General features: G+C 70.5%; 13 protein-coding genes. 8 read left to right on the forward strand and 5 right to left on the reverse strand.

The window, feature by feature from the left end; translation table 11 throughout:
* Positions 1-32: 32 nt before the first annotated feature.
* Complete coding sequence (locus tag QQM72_RS11745) at positions 33-1,106, reverse strand: NAD(P)H-dependent amine dehydrogenase family protein (RefSeq protein WP_314220777.1); 1,074 nt, start codon at positions 1,104-1,106, stop codon at positions 33-35.
* Between the two features lie 374 nt (positions 1,107-1,480).
* On the opposite strand from QQM72_RS11745, the gene QQM72_RS11750 reads away from it, so the two are divergent.
* The 4 genes from QQM72_RS11750 (at position 1,481) to QQM72_RS11765 (ending at position 5,143) form a co-directional block, all read left to right on the forward strand.
* Positions 1,481-2,473: an AraC-like ligand-binding domain-containing protein gene (locus tag QQM72_RS11750; protein ID WP_314220778.1), complete on the forward strand. Its 993-nt coding sequence runs from the start codon at positions 1,481-1,483 to the stop codon at positions 2,471-2,473.
* A gap of 115 nt (positions 2,474-2,588) precedes the next feature.
* Entirely contained in the window at positions 2,589-3,026 is a 438-nt protein-coding gene (locus QQM72_RS11755) for a Tat pathway signal protein (RefSeq protein WP_314220779.1), read from the forward strand.
* 230 nt (positions 3,027-3,256) lie between these two features.
* On the forward strand, positions 3,257-4,627 hold the full coding sequence (locus QQM72_RS11760; protein ID WP_314220780.1) for a condensation domain-containing protein: 1,371 nt from the start codon (positions 3,257-3,259) through the stop codon (positions 4,625-4,627).
* Positions 4,628-4,687: 60 nt separating this feature from the next.
* Positions 4,688-5,143 (forward strand): hypothetical protein, encoded by a 456-nt coding sequence (locus QQM72_RS11765; protein ID WP_314220781.1) that lies wholly within the window; start codon positions 4,688-4,690, stop codon positions 5,141-5,143.
* A gap of 232 nt (positions 5,144-5,375) precedes the next feature.
* On the opposite strand, the gene QQM72_RS11770 is transcribed toward QQM72_RS11765, so the two are convergent.
* Positions 5,376-6,515: an acyl-CoA dehydrogenase family protein gene (locus tag QQM72_RS11770; RefSeq protein ID WP_314220782.1), complete on the reverse strand. Its 1,140-nt coding sequence runs from the start codon at positions 6,513-6,515 to the stop codon at positions 5,376-5,378.
* Positions 6,516-6,627: 112 nt separating this feature from the next.
* Here QQM72_RS11770 and QQM72_RS11775 point away from each other — a divergent pair, with 112 nt between their 5' ends.
* Positions 6,628-7,254 carry a TetR/AcrR family transcriptional regulator gene (locus tag QQM72_RS11775; protein WP_314220783.1) on the forward strand — a complete coding sequence of 209 codons (627 nt, stop codon included), beginning with the start codon at positions 6,628-6,630 and terminating at the stop codon, positions 7,252-7,254.
* Between the two features lie 14 nt (positions 7,255-7,268).
* On the opposite strand, the gene QQM72_RS11780 is transcribed toward QQM72_RS11775, so the two are convergent.
* Both QQM72_RS11780 and QQM72_RS11785 read right to left on the reverse strand, forming a co-directional pair.
* Positions 7,269-9,050: an aldehyde dehydrogenase family protein gene (locus tag QQM72_RS11780; RefSeq protein WP_314220784.1), complete on the reverse strand. Its 1,782-nt coding sequence runs from the start codon at positions 9,048-9,050 to the stop codon at positions 7,269-7,271.
* Positions 9,047-9,940, reverse strand: a complete 894-nt coding sequence (locus tag QQM72_RS11785; protein WP_314220785.1) for an oxygenase MpaB family protein — start codon at positions 9,938-9,940, stop codon at positions 9,047-9,049. Before QQM72_RS11785 ends, QQM72_RS11780 begins: the two co-directional genes overlap by 4 nt.
* Before the next feature lie 520 nt (positions 9,941-10,460).
* Between QQM72_RS11785 and QQM72_RS11790 the strand changes: the two genes are divergently transcribed.
* The gene (locus QQM72_RS11790) at positions 10,461-11,348 is read left to right on the forward strand and encodes an oxygenase MpaB family protein (RefSeq protein ID WP_314220786.1); all 888 of its coding nucleotides are present in this window, start codon (positions 10,461-10,463) and stop codon (positions 11,346-11,348) included.
* Positions 11,349-11,404: 56 nt separating this feature from the next.
* Here the strand turns inward: QQM72_RS11790 and QQM72_RS11795 are convergent, their stop codons facing one another.
* Entirely contained in the window at positions 11,405-11,914 is a 510-nt protein-coding gene (locus QQM72_RS11795; protein WP_314220814.1) for an SRPBCC family protein, read from the reverse strand.
* A gap of 552 nt (positions 11,915-12,466) precedes the next feature.
* On the opposite strand from QQM72_RS11795, the gene QQM72_RS11800 reads away from it, so the two are divergent.
* Positions 12,467-13,225: a thioesterase II family protein gene (locus QQM72_RS11800; protein ID WP_314220787.1), complete on the forward strand. Its 759-nt coding sequence runs from the start codon at positions 12,467-12,469 to the stop codon at positions 13,223-13,225.
* A gap of 1,160 nt (positions 13,226-14,385) precedes the next feature.
* The gene (locus QQM72_RS11805; protein WP_314220788.1) at positions 14,386-17,196 is read left to right on the forward strand and encodes a helix-turn-helix transcriptional regulator; all 2,811 of its coding nucleotides are present in this window, start codon (positions 14,386-14,388) and stop codon (positions 17,194-17,196) included.
* Positions 17,197-17,216 lie beyond the last annotated feature (20 nt).

Consider the following 17,216-nt stretch of genomic DNA (forward strand, 5'->3'; position numbering starts at 1 on the left):
GTGTCGGAGGGATACGGAAGGGGGCGTCGGCGTCACCTTCCGCCGAGCCTTCCCACCGCCGGCCGCAGTGGGACGTCGAGCGCGTCGTACAGTCCGGGCTCCGCGTCCACGAGCCAGTCGATCGCGCCGACCAGCCGGCCGACCGCGGTGGCGTTCCCGCCCGCGGACCGGTTCTCGCCCTCGTCGGTCGCCTCGACGGTGACCTCGATGCGAGGACGGCCCTCGATGATCACTCGGTGCGCACCGTCGCCGTTGGGCGGCGACGGCCACTCCGGGGCGCATGAAGGGTGGATCCGGGTGATGTGCTCGATGACGAGGCGGGGTTCCCCCTTCACGAAGCCCCGCACCTCGAACCGCACGGCGCCCTGGGTGCCCGCGGCGAACTCGCCCATGGTCCGGGTGCTCACCGTCGCGTCGAGCGCGCGGCGCTGCAAGGTCTCGCGGATCTCGTCGAGTTCGACACCGAGGGCCCTGGCCATCAGCCGGATCTGCCCGCCCCACACCATGGTCGGGATCGACGGGGCGAGCATCAGCGGCTCGTAGTCCATCGGCTGGCCCATCCCGACCAGATACCTCACCGACTCCTCCTGCTCGTACGTGGAGTAGTCGAAGATCTCCTGGCAGCGGACGGCGTCGACGACCGTGCCCAGGCCGCTCATCAGCAGGGGCAGTACGTCATTGCCCCAGCCCGGGTCGACGCCGGACACGAACAGCGACCCTCCGCCGTCGGCTATCGCGGCGAGCACCGGATCACGGAACTCGGGCGGGGCGTTGCGCTGGTCGTAGAGCGGGTACAGCGCCGGAGTGACGACCACGGCACCCGCCCGGATCGCGGCGCCGATGTCGGCCAGCGCCTCGTCGGGCCGGATGTCGCCCGACGCCGCGTACACCACCGCCCTGGGGCCCTCGTTCAGCACGGCGTCGATGTCGTCGGTCGCCGGGATGCCCAGACCTCGACCGAGACCGCCGAGTTCGCCCGCGTCGCGCCCGACCTTCTCGGGGTTGTGGACGAGCACGCCCGCGAGACCGAGCGCCGGATGCGCCTCGACCGCACGGATCGCCGCACGGCCGACGTTGCCGGTACCCCAGACCACCGTGGGAATCATACGCAGGAGCGTAATCTGACGAGTCGTCAGTTTCCATAGTCTTGCATCGCTCTCCACGGCGTGCTTCGTGACCATGGACGAAAGCCGTTCGCCGCACCCGCCCGACGCCGGCTTCCCCGTACGGCACCTTGACACAGGAGGCCCGTCGTTCATCGCCGCGGCCGCACAGCGGCACAGCCGGTGCCCGGCTGGCCGTATGCGGTCGTGGCCGCACTGGAGAGCGGCCGTACCTCTTGGACGGCGCTGCTGGACGCGGTTCGTATCGTCGGCCCACCCTGGCGCCAGCTCCTGGGTGCGGCGGACGGCGGATCCGCGGAACGTGCCATCCTTCCTTCGACGTCTTGATGAGGACATGATGGGTGGAGGGGGGCGGAATGATCGAGACCGTGTTGCGCAGTGAGGACTTACCGGTCGCCGATCGGTTCGAGTGGTGGCGGGAGCTGACGTCACACACGCTCATGCCCACGGAGATCACCAGCGACCATGCCGATGACTTCCGGGCCTGCATTCGGCAGCTGGATCTCGGGGCCGTTCAGGTGTCGGTGCTGTCCTACCCGTCATTGCGCTCGCGTCGCACGCCGGCGTTGGTGCGTCGGTCCGACCCCGAGCTGTACCACCTGGCCCTGACGCTGAGCGGTCGGCAGAGCATCTCCCACGGCAGGCGGGACGCGTTGGTGGGGGTCGGAGACCTGTTGTTGTACGACACGTCGCATCCGTGTGACGCCTCGGCCTTCCCGGATGCAGGCGGCGCGGTCGAGGGGATCGTCGTGAACGTGCCCCGTGCGGCGATTCCCTTCTCCGCGGCGAAGGTGGACAGCCTCTTCGGACTGCCACTGCCGGGCAGTACCGGTATGGGGGCCCTCCTGTCACAGTTCTTGACCCGCCTGGAACCCGAGTCCGACTCCTGCCGGGCGCAGGACGCCATGCGTCTGGGCAGCGTCACGGCGGACCTGATCACCGCGTTCCTCGCGCACCACGCGGACACCGAGGACGGCGTTCCCCCCGAGAGCCGCCAGCAGGCGCTGACGGCCGGCATTCACTCCTTCATCGAACGCAACCTGGGCGACCCCGAGTTGTCGCCCGCCGCAGTCGCCGCCTGTCACCACATCTCCGTGCGGTATCTGCACCGGCTGTTCCAGCCACAGGGTGTCACCGTAAGCGAGTGGATCCGGCAGCGGCGCCTGGAGCGCTGCCGCCGGGACCTCGCCGATCTCCGACTGTCCGACAAGTCGATCGGCTCCATCGCCGCACGCTGGGGCCTGCCGGAACCGACATCCTTCAGCCGCGCCTTCAAGACGCTGTACGGCGTCACACCGCGTGACCACCGGCAGCAGAGCCGGCACCGCGGAATGCCGACAGTGCGCTGAGTGCCAACAGCCGGTCACGGAACGCCAACAACCCTATGAGCATGTCAAGCAGCATGGGCATTCACCGCTCCCCGTTCACTCACGGGGAGACAGTCACGGATCTCAGGGGATGACCATGACACGACGCTTTTCGTTCAGCGGGGCCCGTAGGAAGCTGGCCGTCGCGGCCGCCGCCGCCGGTATGGTGGTGGCCTTCTCCGGCCAGGCGCAGGCGGCCACTTACTACCAGCAGACGTCCGACGGCTGTGCGTCCGTGTACGGCGACTACAACTGGTGGCAGGTCGGAACGGCCGGCGGTTACGAGGTCTTCGACACGAGCTGGGACTTCACGATCTGGGACAACTGCTCCGACGGCAAGGGCGCGGGGCTCTACACCACGTACTACAAGTGGGAGAACGGATCCTGGAACTGGCACGGCTACACCAAGCTCGGTTCGGACAGCAACGGTGCCAACGACACTCCCGGCTATGCCAATTCGCAGGGGTACAGCGTCCGCGACGTGCGGCTGTGGGTCTGCTTCGTCGGTGACGCGTCGTCGTGTGTGATGGTTTGACAGGTCAGGGGAGCGGCTACGGTCAGGGCGTGTTCGCGCAGCGGGACGTCCTGCCGTTCCCGCGTGGCGGCGACGTGGTCGAGGAGACCGGGCGATGGCGCGTTGGGCTCTCACCCGAAGGGTTCCGGGTGTAGTGCTGTACACGGCCACCTGACCGCCGACGGCGCCTTCCTCACAGAACCGGCGTCGGCCCCAACTCTGTCCCGCAGTAACCGACCCCGAGGCAGGGCATGAAAACGACCACCGGTCCCCGGCACCCGGCACTTCCGCTCTCCTCGCGCCAGGAATTGTGCTGGGAGTGGGAGCGCTGCCACGAGAAGCCCTATCCTGCGGTGGTCTCGATCGACTGCTCGACCGCCCTGCGGCTCCTGGGGCCGCTGGACGCCGGCGCGCTGCGGGAGGCCTTCGCCGAGGTCACCCTCCACCACGACGCCCTGCGCCTGCGGCTGGACGGGCCGCAGGACCGGGCCGCCGACGTCGTCCGGCCCCACCAGACGCTTCGCCCGACGCCTCTGCCGCTGGAGGAGGCCGTGCTGCCCGCGCGGCCGGACGCGCTCCTGGTGGACCTCAGCACCCGCCCCTTCGACGTCACCGAAGCCCTGGGACGCGCCCACCTGCTGCGCGCGGCCCCCGACCACCACGTCCTGCTCACCAGCTTCCACCACCTGGTGTTCGACGCGGCCAGCCACCGCCTCTTCCTCGGCGACCTGGCCCACGCGTACAACCGGAGGGTGGCCGGCGGACCACCGCTGCGGCCCGCCTTCTCCTACCTCGACCTCATCCGCGCCGAGTCCACCCGCCCGGCCCTGGACGACCGCGCCGCCCGCCTGGCCGCCCGGGCCGCGCTGTTACGGGCGTACGGCGCCGGGGACCTGCTGCCCGGCCGTACCGCCGGGCCCCCGGCGCTGCGCCACCGCTACGACGAGGAACCCCTCGACTTCTCCACCGGGCAGACCCGGCAACTTCTGCACGCCGCCCGGGCCGCCCGGGTCTCCCTGTACTCCCTGCTGGCCGCGGCGTTCGCCAGTGCCCTCGGCACTCACTTCGGCAGGGAAAGGGTGCTCCTCTCCACACCGTTCCACGGCCGACTGCGGCCCGAACACCGCACCGCTGTAGGGGACTTCGCCAACATGGTGCAGATCCCGGTGGACGTGTCGCAGGGCGGCGGGCACCGGCTGCCGCGGCAGGCGCACGAGGCCCTGCGCGAGGCCTCGGCCACCGTCGACCTGCCGTTCGGGCTGCTCGCCGAGACCGTGCTGGGCCGCATCGGCGGCGGCGGCTTCTTTCGGTACGCCCTCGGGCACGCCGCGCTGCGCCTGCACGGGGTGACCGGCTGGGCCTTGGACCAGCAGCGCGACGACGCCATTCCGATGCACGGGATGCGCACCGACATCGTGCCCATAAGCCAGGACTCTTCCCGTTTGACCTACGCCACCCGCCAGGCGTCCCACACCGCTGCGGCCACGCTCTCGCTCAGTCTCACCATGACGCAGGACGCCCGCCTGTCGGGGGCACTGCGCCACGAGAGGGCCTATCACGGCCCGGACACCGCACGCTCGGTCCTGCACCACCTCCGTGAACGCCTGGGCGCGCTGGGCTGAGGAGGTGCCTCTCCGGAATATGCGGCCCGACGCCCCTACGTAGCGTGGCAGCATGCGGCAATGGTCTTTCGACACCCCGACGGCGACTACGCGATCACCGTGATGTACTCCGTGCCCGATGACGCCTGGTATCTGGAACTGGATCTCGTGGCCGGGCAACGGACTCTCGTGACCGCAATCGTCCCCGACGAGGATCCGGCACGGGAACCGACGGTGTGCTTCAACCCGCACGCAGGGCACGCTGACGTCCCGTACGAGGTCATGCGCTGGTTCATGCACCAGGTCGATGAAGAGATCCGTACCTCCCGTGCCTGGATGCGGCTCAGACCGGAACTCGTCGAGATCATCCACCAACTCCGTCTGGATCACATGGGCGTCATCGACGATGACGGCTTTTCACAGGTTCTGGCGGAGGTGCGTACCACGGTCCTCGAGGAAGATCTCCCCGCTGTTCTAGAGGCCGCCTTCGGGCGAAATCCTGACGGCACCACCAAGGAGACGGGGCCTTGGACCTGAGCCGTCCGAGGGGCGGCAGGTGGGGCAGCGCCGTCGGTCCGCCGGGCCGTACCCGGCGGTGTCGTGCAGCGGGTGGAACAGGGCAATGAGGCCCGCGGTGTCGGCCAGGCAGACGTCGAAGCCCGGGTACATGATGCCGAGGTACGGCCCGGGACGCATCGCTGGGGGCGCGCCCCGGCTCGCGAAGGACAGGGGCGGCCGTCGGCCTCGAGGCGTCCGGGGCCCGGCGGAGTCAGAGGCCGTAGCTCTTGCCGATGATGTCGCGCTGGATCTCGCTGGTGCCTCCGTAGACGGTGGAGACGACGGCGGCGCGCAGATGGCGCTCCATGCCGTACTCGGTGGCGTAGCCGTAACCGCCCATCATCTGCATGCACTCCAGCGCGACGCGCTTGGCCGTCTCGGTGGCCTTGAGCTTGGCCATCGACGCCTCGCGCGGGAAGAGCCGGTCCGGCCGGGCGTCGCAGTCCGACGCCACCTCACGCACCAGCAGCCGCGCACACTCGATCTCCGTGGCGAGATCCGCCACGCGGTGCCGCAGTGCCTGGAAGGAGCCGACGGGCCGGCCGAACTGCTCGCGCCCGCGCACGTAGGCGACCGCGTCGTCGAAGGCGCGGCGGGCCAGGCCCAGCATGTTGGCCGCCAGGAAGAGCCGCTCGTGGTTGAGCCCCGCCATCAACTGGCGCCAGCCGGAGCCGACTTCACCGACGACCGCGTTCGCGGGCAGCCGTACGCCGGTGAGGAACACGTCGTTGACCTCGCGGCCGCCCATCGTCTCGATGCCCCGGACCTCCACTCCCGGCGTGTTCATGGGGACGTGGAACATCGTGAGGCCCTCGTGCCGGTCCCCACCCGTCCGTGCCACCAGCAACATGCTCTCGGCGACATGGGCGTTCGAGATCCAGGTCTTCTGGCCCTCGATGAGCCAACTCCCGTCAGGCTGTTGTTCGGCGCGGCACCGCAGGGCGGCCACGTCGGAACCGGCGCCGGGCTCCGACATCGCGACGGCCAGCACACGGCCCCGCGCGGCGCCGAGGAGCACCGCACGGCGTTGCTCCTCGGTGCCGAAACGCTCGTAGACCTTGGCGGTGATCACGGTGGTGACGAAGCCGCCGGCGGGCACCAGCCCGTAGGAAATCTCCTCCAGGAAGACACAGGCGTCGGCGAGGCCTCCGCCCTCGCCGCCGTACTCCTCGGGCAGGCATACGCCGAGCCAGCCGAGGTCGGCGAGCATGGCGTAGATCTTGGGGTTGTGGGGTTCCCGGCCGCCCTGGGTGAGCGCGTCGCGCTGCACGGGACTTCCGCACTCGCGCTGGGCGAATTCACGTACGGCGGAGGCGAAATCGGACTGCTGTGGGGTGAGACGACTGCCCATGGGTCCTCCGAACACAAGGGAATGGCGAGGTGGGACACACGATGAGATACAAATGGATGGTCGATGTTTCACTGTCTCTGTCACGAGGTGTGCGGGTACCGTGAAAGGCACCATGAAGACATCTGCGAACGACTCCCTGCTGGCCCGGGCCATCGCCCGGCCGGAGACAGAGGAAAAGCTGGCGCGGCAGATCCTCGACGCCGCCCTGGAGCAGTTCACGACCTTCGGCCTGCGCCGCTCCTCGGTCGAGGACGTCGCCAAACGGGCGGGCGTCTCGCGCGTCACGGTGTACCGCCGTTTCCAGAGCAAGGACGGACTGGTCGAGGCGTGCCTGCTGCGCGAGGGCAGCCGCTTCTTCCAGAGGCTGGACTCCGCCGTCGCCTCGCTGCCGAAGATGGAGGACCGGGTGGTGGAGGGCTTCGTGGTCGCCCTGCGGTACACCAGGGCCCATCCGCTCTTCGGCGGGCTGCTGCGGCTCGAACCCGAAGTGGTTCTGCCCTACTTCACCGTCCAGGGCGGCGCCTCCCTCGCCGCCACCACCGACTACCTGACCGCCCATCTGCGGCGCGCCCAGCACACCGAGGGCCGCCCGGAGACCGACCCCCGGCCGGTGGCGGAGCTGATGGTGCGCGTCGCGGTCTCCTTCCTTCTCAACCCGGCCGGCTGTATCGAACTGGACGACGAGGAACAGGCCCGCGCCTTCGCCCGCAGATACCTCGCGCCCCTGCTCGACGCCTGACCGGGCACGCGTGGTCAACGCCGGGAGTGCAGCCACCGCATGAGCGCGACGGCCCTGGCCTTCGTCGCCGCCGGGGTCGCGAACGACGTCAGATCGACCGGCGGAGCGAAGCGCCGGACGGTCACCGACTGCGGGGCGGTGAAGGCCCGCAGTCCGTCCGCGCCGTGTATCCGGCCGAAGCCGGAGTCGCCGGACCCGCCGAACGGCAGGGCCGGGACGGCGGCGAAGCCCAGCACCGAGTCGACCGAGACCGCGCCCGCCCGCAGCCGGGAGGCCAGCGCTGCACCGGCGCGACCGCTGCCGCCGAACACCGCCGCGCCCAGCGCGTAGCGCGACGCGTTCACGCGCCGAACCGCCTCCTCCTCGTCCGCCACGGCGTTCACCGCGACGGTAGGGCCGAAGGTCTCCTCGGTCATGGCAGGCGAGTCCTCGGGTACGTCGACCAGGACCACCGGCTCCACGAAGACCCCGGCCGCCGGCGCCGAATCCGTGCCGCCGAGCGCCGCGCCCGCCCCCGCCGCCAGCGCATCGTGGACATGCCGCCGCACCACCGCCGCCTGGTCCGGCATCGTCATCGGACCGTAGGCCGCGTCCGGACCGGCGCCCGGCCGCAGGACCCGGGCCCGCTCCACCACCTTCTCGCACAGCGCCGCGTGCACCTGCCGTACGGCGTAGACGCGTTCGACGCCCGCGCAGGTCTGCCCGGCGTTGCCCATCGCACCCCACACGATCGCGTCGGCCGCGGCGTCCAGATCCGCGTCCGCCGTCACGATGACCGCGTCCTTGCCGCCGCACTCCGCCAGGAACGGCGTGAGCGACTCGGCGCACACCGCCATCACCTTGCGCGCGGTCCCGGGGGAGCCGGTGAAGGCGACCTTGTCGACTCCGGAGCGGGCCAGCGCCTCGCCGGTCGCCGCGGCCCCGGTGACGACGCCGAACAGCCCGGCATACTCGGGTACGGCCACGTCGAACAGCTCGGCGAGCAGCACTCCCGTACCGGGGGTGTACTCGGAGGGCTTGAATACCACGGCGTTGCCGGCCGCCAGGGCGTAGCCGATGGACCCCATCGGCGTGTACACGGGGTAGTTCCAGGGCCCGATCACCCCGACGACGCCGAGCGGACGGCGGACCACCGTCGCCGCCTGGTGTATCGCCACCGCCCCGGAGCGGACCCGGCGCCGGCGCAGCACGCGCCCGGCGTTGCGGGCCGCCCAGGACAGGTGCTCAAGGGTGAGCAGCAGTTCCAGTTCGGCATCCTGCCGGGGCTTGCCCGTCTCCGCCGCTACGGTCCCCGCCACGCTGTCCAGGCCCGAGGCCAACTCCCGCTTCCAGCGCAGCAGATGTCCGCGCCGCTCGGTGGCGGAAAGGGCCGCCCAACGGGCCCCGGCCGCCCGCGCCCGCCGCACGGCACGGTCGACGTCGAGCGGTCCGTGGACCGGGTAGGCGGCGAGGGTCTCGCCGGTGACGGGGGAGCGGGAGGAGAAGCTGTCCGGCGGGGGAGTGCGCCGCTCGACGGAACCTGTCTGCGTGCCGTCCGCGGTGGAACCGGGTTGTGCGGGTCCGGAGGAATCGGTGGTGGCGGGACCCGGCTGTCCGGTGGCGGCGGTGGTGGCGGGACCCGGCTGTCCGGTGGCGGCGGTGGCGGCGGGATCCGTGTGCCCGGCGGGACCGGTGGGGGCGGGATCCGTGTGCCCGGCGGGATCGGTGGTGGCGGGACCCGGCTGTCCGGCGGTGTCGGTGGAGCGCGGTTCCGTGGGTCCGGTGGGCCGGTCGGCGTTCTCTGTGGTGTGTGTCAACGGTGCTCCATGGGTGGGTTCTCGTCGGCGAGCGGGGTCGGCGGCCTGTGGTGGGCCCAGTGCGGGCCGAGGTCGTCGAGCGTCCAGCCGAAGGGGTAGCTGCGGGGTTTCGGCCGGCTGGGCCACCAGCCGGGCCGCGCGGGCAGGCAGCGAGTCAGCAGGGCGCGGGCCCGCAGGAGGAGGTGGGCCGCCGTGCGCACCGGGCGCGGCTGCGGGCGGAAGCCGAGCGCGGTCAGCAGCGGTTCGTCGAGGACGGCCAGGGCGAGGCGGGCCACGAGCGGTCGCAGCGGCCGCGGGTACCAGTCGGTGATGATCCGCAGGGTGGCCGCGGCGACGCGCCGGTTGGCGGGGTCGTAGGCGAACATCTGCTTCTCGTAGGCGTCGTGGAGCTGTTCGAAGCCGGCGTAGTCGGCGGGGAGCGCGGTGATCCCCATCATCTCGCCCATGCGCCGGCCCACCAGGGCCAGACTCTCGGTCTCCTGCGGGCACAGCGGCCGCCAGCCGTACCGGTCGATCCACCGCTTCGGACCGACCACGGTGGTCGCCAGGACGTACAGGTAGTCCTCGTTCGCTATCCGGTAGCGGCCGTGGATGCGGTTGAGGTGCCGGGCGGTGGCCCGTCCGTGCGGGGAGTCCATCCCGTGGCGGACGATCTCGTACGCGACCAGTACCGTGTCGTCGTACCTTTTCTGCCCTGCGCGCTCGAATTCCTGTGTGCGGTCCAGGAGTTGGGAGATGCGGGGTACGCCGTAGTCGCGCAGGAAGGCGACGGACACCCCCTGCATGTAGTCCCAGGGGAACTCGTACCGGGTGATCCACCGGAAGATCTCCTCGTGGTCGTCTCGGGGATCCATCCGGCGGATCCGGTCGAGCCGGCTGTAGCGGCCCATGGGTGGTGCCCCCTATCGGTCGTGGCTGTGCGCGCTCAGGCCGCAGAAGTTGACCTCTCGGCGTCGACCAGCACCTGGCCGGCGCCGGCCGGCCTGCAGATCGCCGTGCGGTTGCCCGAGCTGTCGGTCACCGCCGTGGAGAGCGGGCCGGTGCCGCCCGCCGCTGCGCCGCCAGTGCGTCCGGCCCTCGTCCGCGTGTCCGGTATATGCACATGCGTCCCTCATGGCGGTTTCCTTACCCTTGGGGGTGTATGCCGGTATCTCGCGTCGGGGTGCCGTCGAGAGAGCCGAAGATACAAAAACTATTGACTTGTTTCACTGGGCACGTCAATACTCCGGACGCGACGGAGGGACGGAGGCGTCATGGCCGGTGTACCGCACACATCGGATCCATCAACTCAGGCGCATGTAAAGGGAGTTGAGGTATCCGCGCGGATCGGGGCGCCGCGCAGGGGAGGGGTCGTCCGGCGCTGCTTCGGTGACGCCCGCGCCACCCGGCGGCCCCTGGGGGCGTGCTGACGTGAACGCCGGCCCCGAACATCCCACGACCGCCCGACTCGGACGAGGCGACCCCGGCGCTCCTCCCGGACCGGAACCGTTCGGCCCGGGAACGATCCTCTGGGACATCGCCGGTGACGTACGTCTGCTGCTCTCCCTGCCGGCCGCCGCCGTGCTCCAGGTCGCCCACCCGGCGGTCGGAGCCGGCGTCGACGAGCACTCCGTGTTCCGCACCGACCCCTGGGGCCGGGCGCGCCGCTCCCTGGAATCCCTCCAGCTGTGGATCTACGGGGGTGAGCGGGCGATCGAGGAGGGCCGCAGGCTGCGCACGGTACACAAGGGCATCAGCGGCACCGACACCCGTGGCCGCCCGTACCACGCGCTCACCCCCGCCCACTACGCCTGGGTGCACGCCACCGCCTACCCGGCCTTCCTGTCGTCCGCCCGGTACCTGTCCCGTCCGCTCGACGCGGGCGAGGAACGACGGCTGTACGACGAGCTGCTCCGGCTCGGCGACATCCTCGGCGTCGGACGCCGGGACATGCCGGCCACGCCCGAGGAGTACTGGCCGTACTTCGAGCGGATGGTCCGGGACGAGCTGGAGAACACGGTGGTCGTACGCGAACTGCTCGACCCGCGACGGCCGGTTCCGCCGCCCGACGGCTCGGGTGCCCTCGTGCGCGGGCTCTGGCCCGTGATCCACCCGCCTCTGGCCCGGCTCCACGTATTCGTCACGACCGGCCTGCTGCCGCCGGTCGTCCGTGACCGGCTGGGGGTGACGTGGACGGCACGGGACGAGCGCAGGATGCGCGGTCTGGGCTTCGTCGTCCGCACGGTCGTCCCGCTGCTGCCGGAACGCCTGCGCTACCTGCCTGTGGCCCGCGCCGCCCGGCGCGCCGCCCGCGTCTGAGCCCGGCCCCGCCTTCGCGCCGTCCAGGGACGGCATGGGTGGCCAGGCCGGCGGAATCAGGAACCGGACTCCGCTTCGAGCTCCCGCTTCAGGTTGCGCAGTGTCCTGGCGATGTTGTCCGTCTGGAAGTCGGCGAACGTCCGGCCGCCGGTGGCGACCCGGTCGAAGGCATGCGCGACGGCGGACGGCCAGGCCCGCCGGTCGTCCGTCCAGGTCTCCGTGACGCGGGTGGCCGTGCCTTCGGGCTCGAAGCGGTACTCCCAGGTGGCGATCGGACCTCGCAGCCGCGGCCGGTTCAGCCCGATCGCGTGCACCCGGAAGGCGAAGCGGCGTCCGGAGTCCGCCGCCGTCACCGTGCACCGCGTGACCCAGCGGAACGCCCCCCGCTTGTTCCGGCCCTCGAACGTGGTCCCCAGCGGGGCCGACGTGTCCGGCGCCGGCACGGTGGCTCCCACGTTCTCCGGACTCCACCGGCCCATCTGCGCGGGCCGGCTGACCGCCTCGTAGGCCGCCTCCGGCGGGACCTCTATCACGATGCTGTCGGACACGGTGAACCTGCGGGCCACGACGACTCCAATCTCCGGGAAGGCGCAGCTTACTCGCCAGTAGCAAGTGGTCACCGGCAGGATGCCGACGGCCACCTTGCCGGCCAGGCTCTCCAGCCCCTTGGAAGGGCCGATCTTGGTGTCGGCATGGACGATGTGTGTGGCGAGGGACTGATGGCGGCTTTCCGACGGGGGCAGGGTGTCCGGCACCAGAAACACTACGGACGAGTTCCACGGGGCACACCGAGCGTCGTGGACTCGGACTTTAAGGGGGGCAGTGACGCGAAGTAGGGGGTATCTGCGCTGGCGAGGCCGGGGTGTTGCGCCGTCCAATGGGTGGGTACGGCCCGCGCCCTCTCCCGAAACTGCTCCGGGGCAGGGTGTGTGAGAGGCGGCAGGGCTCGCGGGGTCTGCGGCCTCGTGGGCAGGTTCCGCCGCGTCCGGCGTGGGCGTCCTGGGAGCCGGTGGGTGTCGACGCCCCGCGGGGGCGGAGTTCAGCCCCGCCGCTTGCCCGGTCGGCGCAAGGGCCTCCGCGACCACCCGTGAACCGAAACCGAAGGGACGCACCCGAGCATGGCGACGAACTCCGACAAGTGGATCAGGCGTTACCACCCCGCCCCGGAGGCGCCGACGCGCCTGGTCTGCTTTCCGCACGCCGGTGGCTCCGCGACGTTCTACCACCCCGTCTCACGTGCGCTGTCGCCCGAGATCGACGTGGTGGCGGTGCAGTATCCGGGACGCCAGGATCGTCGTACGGAAACCCTCGTGAGCAGCATCGAGGAACTGGCGGACCTGATCGTCGTGGAGCTCGAGCCCTGGGCCGACCGACCGCTGACGTTCTTCGGGCACAGCATGGGCGCGTCGTTGGCCTATGAGGTGGCGCTGCGGCTGGAAGCCAGGGGGACGACCTTGCTCGGTCTCTTCGCTTCCGGACGCCGGGCCCCCTCCCGGTGGCGGGACGAGCGTGTGCACCAGGCAGGCGAGGAAGAGCTCCTCGCGGAACTGCGCGACCTCAGTGGCACGGATCCCGCCGTCCTGGGGGACGCGGAGATCCTGCGGATGATTCTCCCCGCGGTGCGCAGCGACTACCGCGCCGCGGAGACCTACCGTCCGGAGCCGGGGCGAGTGGGCTGCCCCGTGGTGGTCATGTTCGGGAACGACGACCCGAAGGTGACTGAGGAGGAGGCCCGTGCCTGGGCCGAGCACACGACGCAGGAAGCAACGTTTCGCCTTTACGACGGCGGGCACTTCTACCTCAATTCCCACGCGCAGCAGGTTATTCAGGAGATCCGGCAGTTCGTCGCGGAATGCGGACCCGTGGCAGCGAAGTGAAGTCCGGCAACTCGTCGGCCCTGCCGGTGACCTGTCTGTTGAAGATCCCGAGAACGGGAGGGGAGACGACGGCCTGCGTTCGCGTTATGGCGAGGACTTACGGCCTCCGAGTTCAGGATCGGCACTTCACCGTGAGTCCGCATCGGCTGGGCGCAAACGGAAGCGCCGAGGGGGGAACCGGTTCCGCGTTCATTCGAGGCTTTCCGTGGTGGTGTGGTCACCACTGGTGATCCGCAACGTGCACGTGCCACCCGTGCGCCGGTCGCGGCGCGCTTCCTCGGCCGCCCGCGGTGAGCGTCCGCAGAGCTGAGGGCCGGACCGGTGGCTGGTCGTCCGTTCCGGTGCTGCGAGAGGTGGCCCGCCGTACAGATGCCTTCGGCGGGCCGGAACGGTAGGAAGCCGGCAGGCTCCGCGTGCGTCCAGTGCCGAACGGCCCGCCCCCGCCATGGCAGGTTCCTGCACCTCAACGAGCCATCGCCCGCGTGTCGAGCCTGCGGCGCCCGCGGCGCGGCAGCCCTGACAGTCGGCGCCCTGGGCGGCCTCACTGTCGGCGCCGTCCCCGTGGGTCCCATCCGATGCGAACGGTCGCAAGCCGTGCCTTCACCCGGTCCGCCGCCCCGGCTCCCAGCCGCACCAGCGCCGCAATCCACCGGGTATGTGCACGGCTATATCCAGCAGAGTGCCCGGGGCCGACGGAAAGCAGAATTCTGCTCCGAATGTCCGGATAGCGCGATCTGGGCCCTCGATTTTGGTGCAGAGCGGCCGTCGAAAGTGAACTCGGGCGACATTGAAACTTATTTGTTTCTTATCTCGGTTGTGAGTCGGCGAGGTTGTGCACAAGGGTCCGTGACGGAGGTCCTCGGTGCCATCTGCAGTGGCGGTGGGGGCATGTGTCCTGCCCTCAAGTTTTACCCACGGTTCCCTTCGGAGCGGTGCCGCTGCCCGAAAAGACTCCTGTCTGAAATGCGACACCGCGGAAAGGATTGTTGACCGGGTTAGCGTGGCATCTGGAACTGTGTGAACGGCTTTCAGGGAAGGTGCATGAGCTCCTTATGTGATGTCCGCTCAGGCGGGGCGGAATGGCGGCAGTCCACATGCGACGCAGGGGGAGGCATGACTTGCGAGCTGCCGCCGGACGGCTCTTCGGTTCCGGTCCGTACGTGGCATCGGGAACCGTGCTGATGGAACGTGAGGAGCAGCTCGCGTGCGTGCGAGCCTGGTTGGCCTTCCCGCAGCCGGCGGTGGGAGAGGTGATTCTGCTGGAGGGGACCGTCGGAGCGGGCAAGACGGAGTTCCTGCGGGAGGTGGCGCAGTGCGCCCAGGCCGCCGAGGCCATCCTCCTGAATGCCGTCTGCTCCTCCGAGGAGCGGGATCTGCCGTTCGGGGCGCTCAGCCAGCTGTTCGACAGCCCGGCGCTTCCGGTGGAACTGCGCAGACGCATCTCCCCGGTACTGCGCGGGCTCATGGGGTCGACCCGGGCCGACAGCATGCACAAGGCCGTGGAGCGCAACAGGGCCGAGATCCTGTACGACCTCTTCCTGCCCGTCACGGAACTGGCTGCCACGACACCGGTCGTGGTGTGCGTGGATGACATCGACCACATGGACGTGGCGTCACAGCAGTCCCTGCTGTATCTGGTCCGCCGACTGAGCTCGGCACCGCTCCTGATGGTGCTCACCGAACTGGCCGAGTCGAGCGGGACCCACTCCCCGTTCCATGCCGAACTGCTGCGCCATGCCTCCGTCGTGTCCGTCCGGCTCGCACCACTCTCCCCACAGGCCGTGCGCACCCTGATCGATCGGCGTCTCGGAGCGGGAGCGGCCCGGGAGCTGAGTGACGCCTTCATCGCCTACAGCGGTGGCAACCCGCGGCTGCTCGGCGCCCTGATCCACGACGAGCGGCTCGGCGGAGAGGTCCGGCAACAGGGTTACGGACGCGCGCTGTTGAACTGCCTGCACCGCAGCCAACCGGACACACTGCGGGTGGCTCGCGCCATGGCGGTCTACGGCGACGAGGCCTCGTCGGAGGAACTCGGAGCACTGGTCGACGCGGACACGGGCACCGTCGAGCGGGCGCTGCGCACCATGACCGAGGCCGGGCTGCTGCGGGACGGCCGGTTCCGGCACGAGCTGGCCGCGCGCACCGTGCTGGACGACCTGCCCGCCGCGGACCGCGTGCAACTGCATCACCGAGCCGCACGACTGCTCTACAACCAGGGTGCCGCGGTGGCCGACACCGCCCATCACCTGGCCGAGGCCGGCCAGGTCCCGGAACCCTGGGCGCTGCGCGTGCTGCTGGAGGCGTCTTCGGAGGCGCTGCTGCACGGTGCGGTGCAACGTGCTCTGCGGTACCTGAACTCCGCCCAGGGGGCATGCACGAACGAGCGGGACCGGTGGGCGATCCGGGCCAGGCTCGCTCAGGCCGAATGGCAGCTCAACCCTTCGGCATCGCTGCGGCACCTGATCGCGCTCACCGAGGCGGTCCGCAGCGACCAGTTGGATCCCCACGAGACGATGCTGCTCGTGCGACAACTGCTGTGGCTGCACCGTACACAGGAGGCCGCCGACATCCTTTCGCTGCTCCGCAAGCGGGCGGCGCGTCTGCCGTCCGCGGGAATCACGCCCCCGCCCGACACGGCGATGCAGCCGGCCGAGCTCCACGACCTGGAGGTGTGGCTGGCCTGTACGTATCCGCCGCTCGCGGGACGGGTGCAGAGCGGGCCCGTGAACACCGGCCCCGAGGGCGCGCCCGCAACCCGGGGCCGGGCCTTCTGGCTGCAGTCGATCGGCGCGCTCTCCGGCGGCCTCGTCCGCAGGCGCAGCGCAGAGATGCAGGAGTGGGCCTCGCACGTCCTCGGTCAGCTCGACCTCAACCACACCGCCCCCTGGGCCGAGGAGGCGACCCTCCTCGCGTTGCTGTCGCTGGTCTACAGCGGCCGGCTGAGCGATGCGGCCAATCGTTGCCGGAGCCTGGACGAGCGCCGAAACGGGCGCCCCTCCCCGATGTGGCAGGGCATCCTGGACGCCGTCGACGCGGAGATCCGGCTGCGAAGGGGCGATCTCAGGGGAGCGGTGAAACGCGGCGTGTCGGCCCTGGAGCATGTCTCCGTCCAGGGCTGGGGCACCGCCGCCGGCCTGCCGCTGGGCACCCTGATCCTGGCCCACACCCGCATGGGGGAGTTCGACGAGGCCACGGCGCTCGTCTCTCGGGGCGTCCCCGACGAGATGTTCCAGAGCCGGTACGGACTGCACTACCTGTACGCACGTGGGCACTACTACCTGGCCATGAACCGGACGCGCGCGGCGCTCGGGGACTTCCTCTCCTGCGGTGAGCTCATGGGCAAGTGGGGCATGGACCTGCCCGGCATCGTGCCCTGGCGGACCAGCGCGGCCGAGGCATGGCTGCTGCAGGGCAACCGCGACCAGGCCAAGCGCCTGGTGAAGGACCAGTTGGCCCTCCCCGGTCCGGACGACACCGTGAGCCGGGCGCTCGCCCTGCGGCTGATGGCCGTGTTCAGTTCGGCGGGTCAGCGCCCGCGTCTGCTGATCGAGGCCGCCGACACCCTTGAGGCGGACGGCCGTGCCTACGAACTGGCCAGGACGCTGTCCGACCTGGGCCGGGCCTACCACGCGCTGGGCAAGCACCGCCAGGCGCGGGTGATCATCCGCCGGGCCTGGAGTGTGGCGCATCTCTGTCATGCGGAACCCCTGTGCAAGGAGCTGCTGCCGGACACGAGCGGTGAGGCGGGCCCGGCGCAGGACAAGGAGAAAACGACGGCCGTCGCCTCGCTGACCAACTCCGAGCGCAGGATCGCCTCAATGGCGGTCATGGGGTACACCAACCGGGAGATCGCGGAGAAGCTGTTCGTCACGCCCAGTACGGTCGAGCAGCACCTGACCAGGGTCTACCGCAAACTGGCCGTCAAGAACCGCCAGAGTCTGCCGGGTTATCTGCGCAGCGAACCCGGCTGACCCGCCCGGCCCCACGGCGC

Origin of the sequence: Streptomyces zaehneri (genome assembly GCF_032248645.1) — a bacterium.
In the GTDB taxonomy this organism is placed as follows: Bacteria; Actinomycetota; Actinomycetes; order Streptomycetales; family Streptomycetaceae; genus Streptomyces; species Streptomyces coriariae.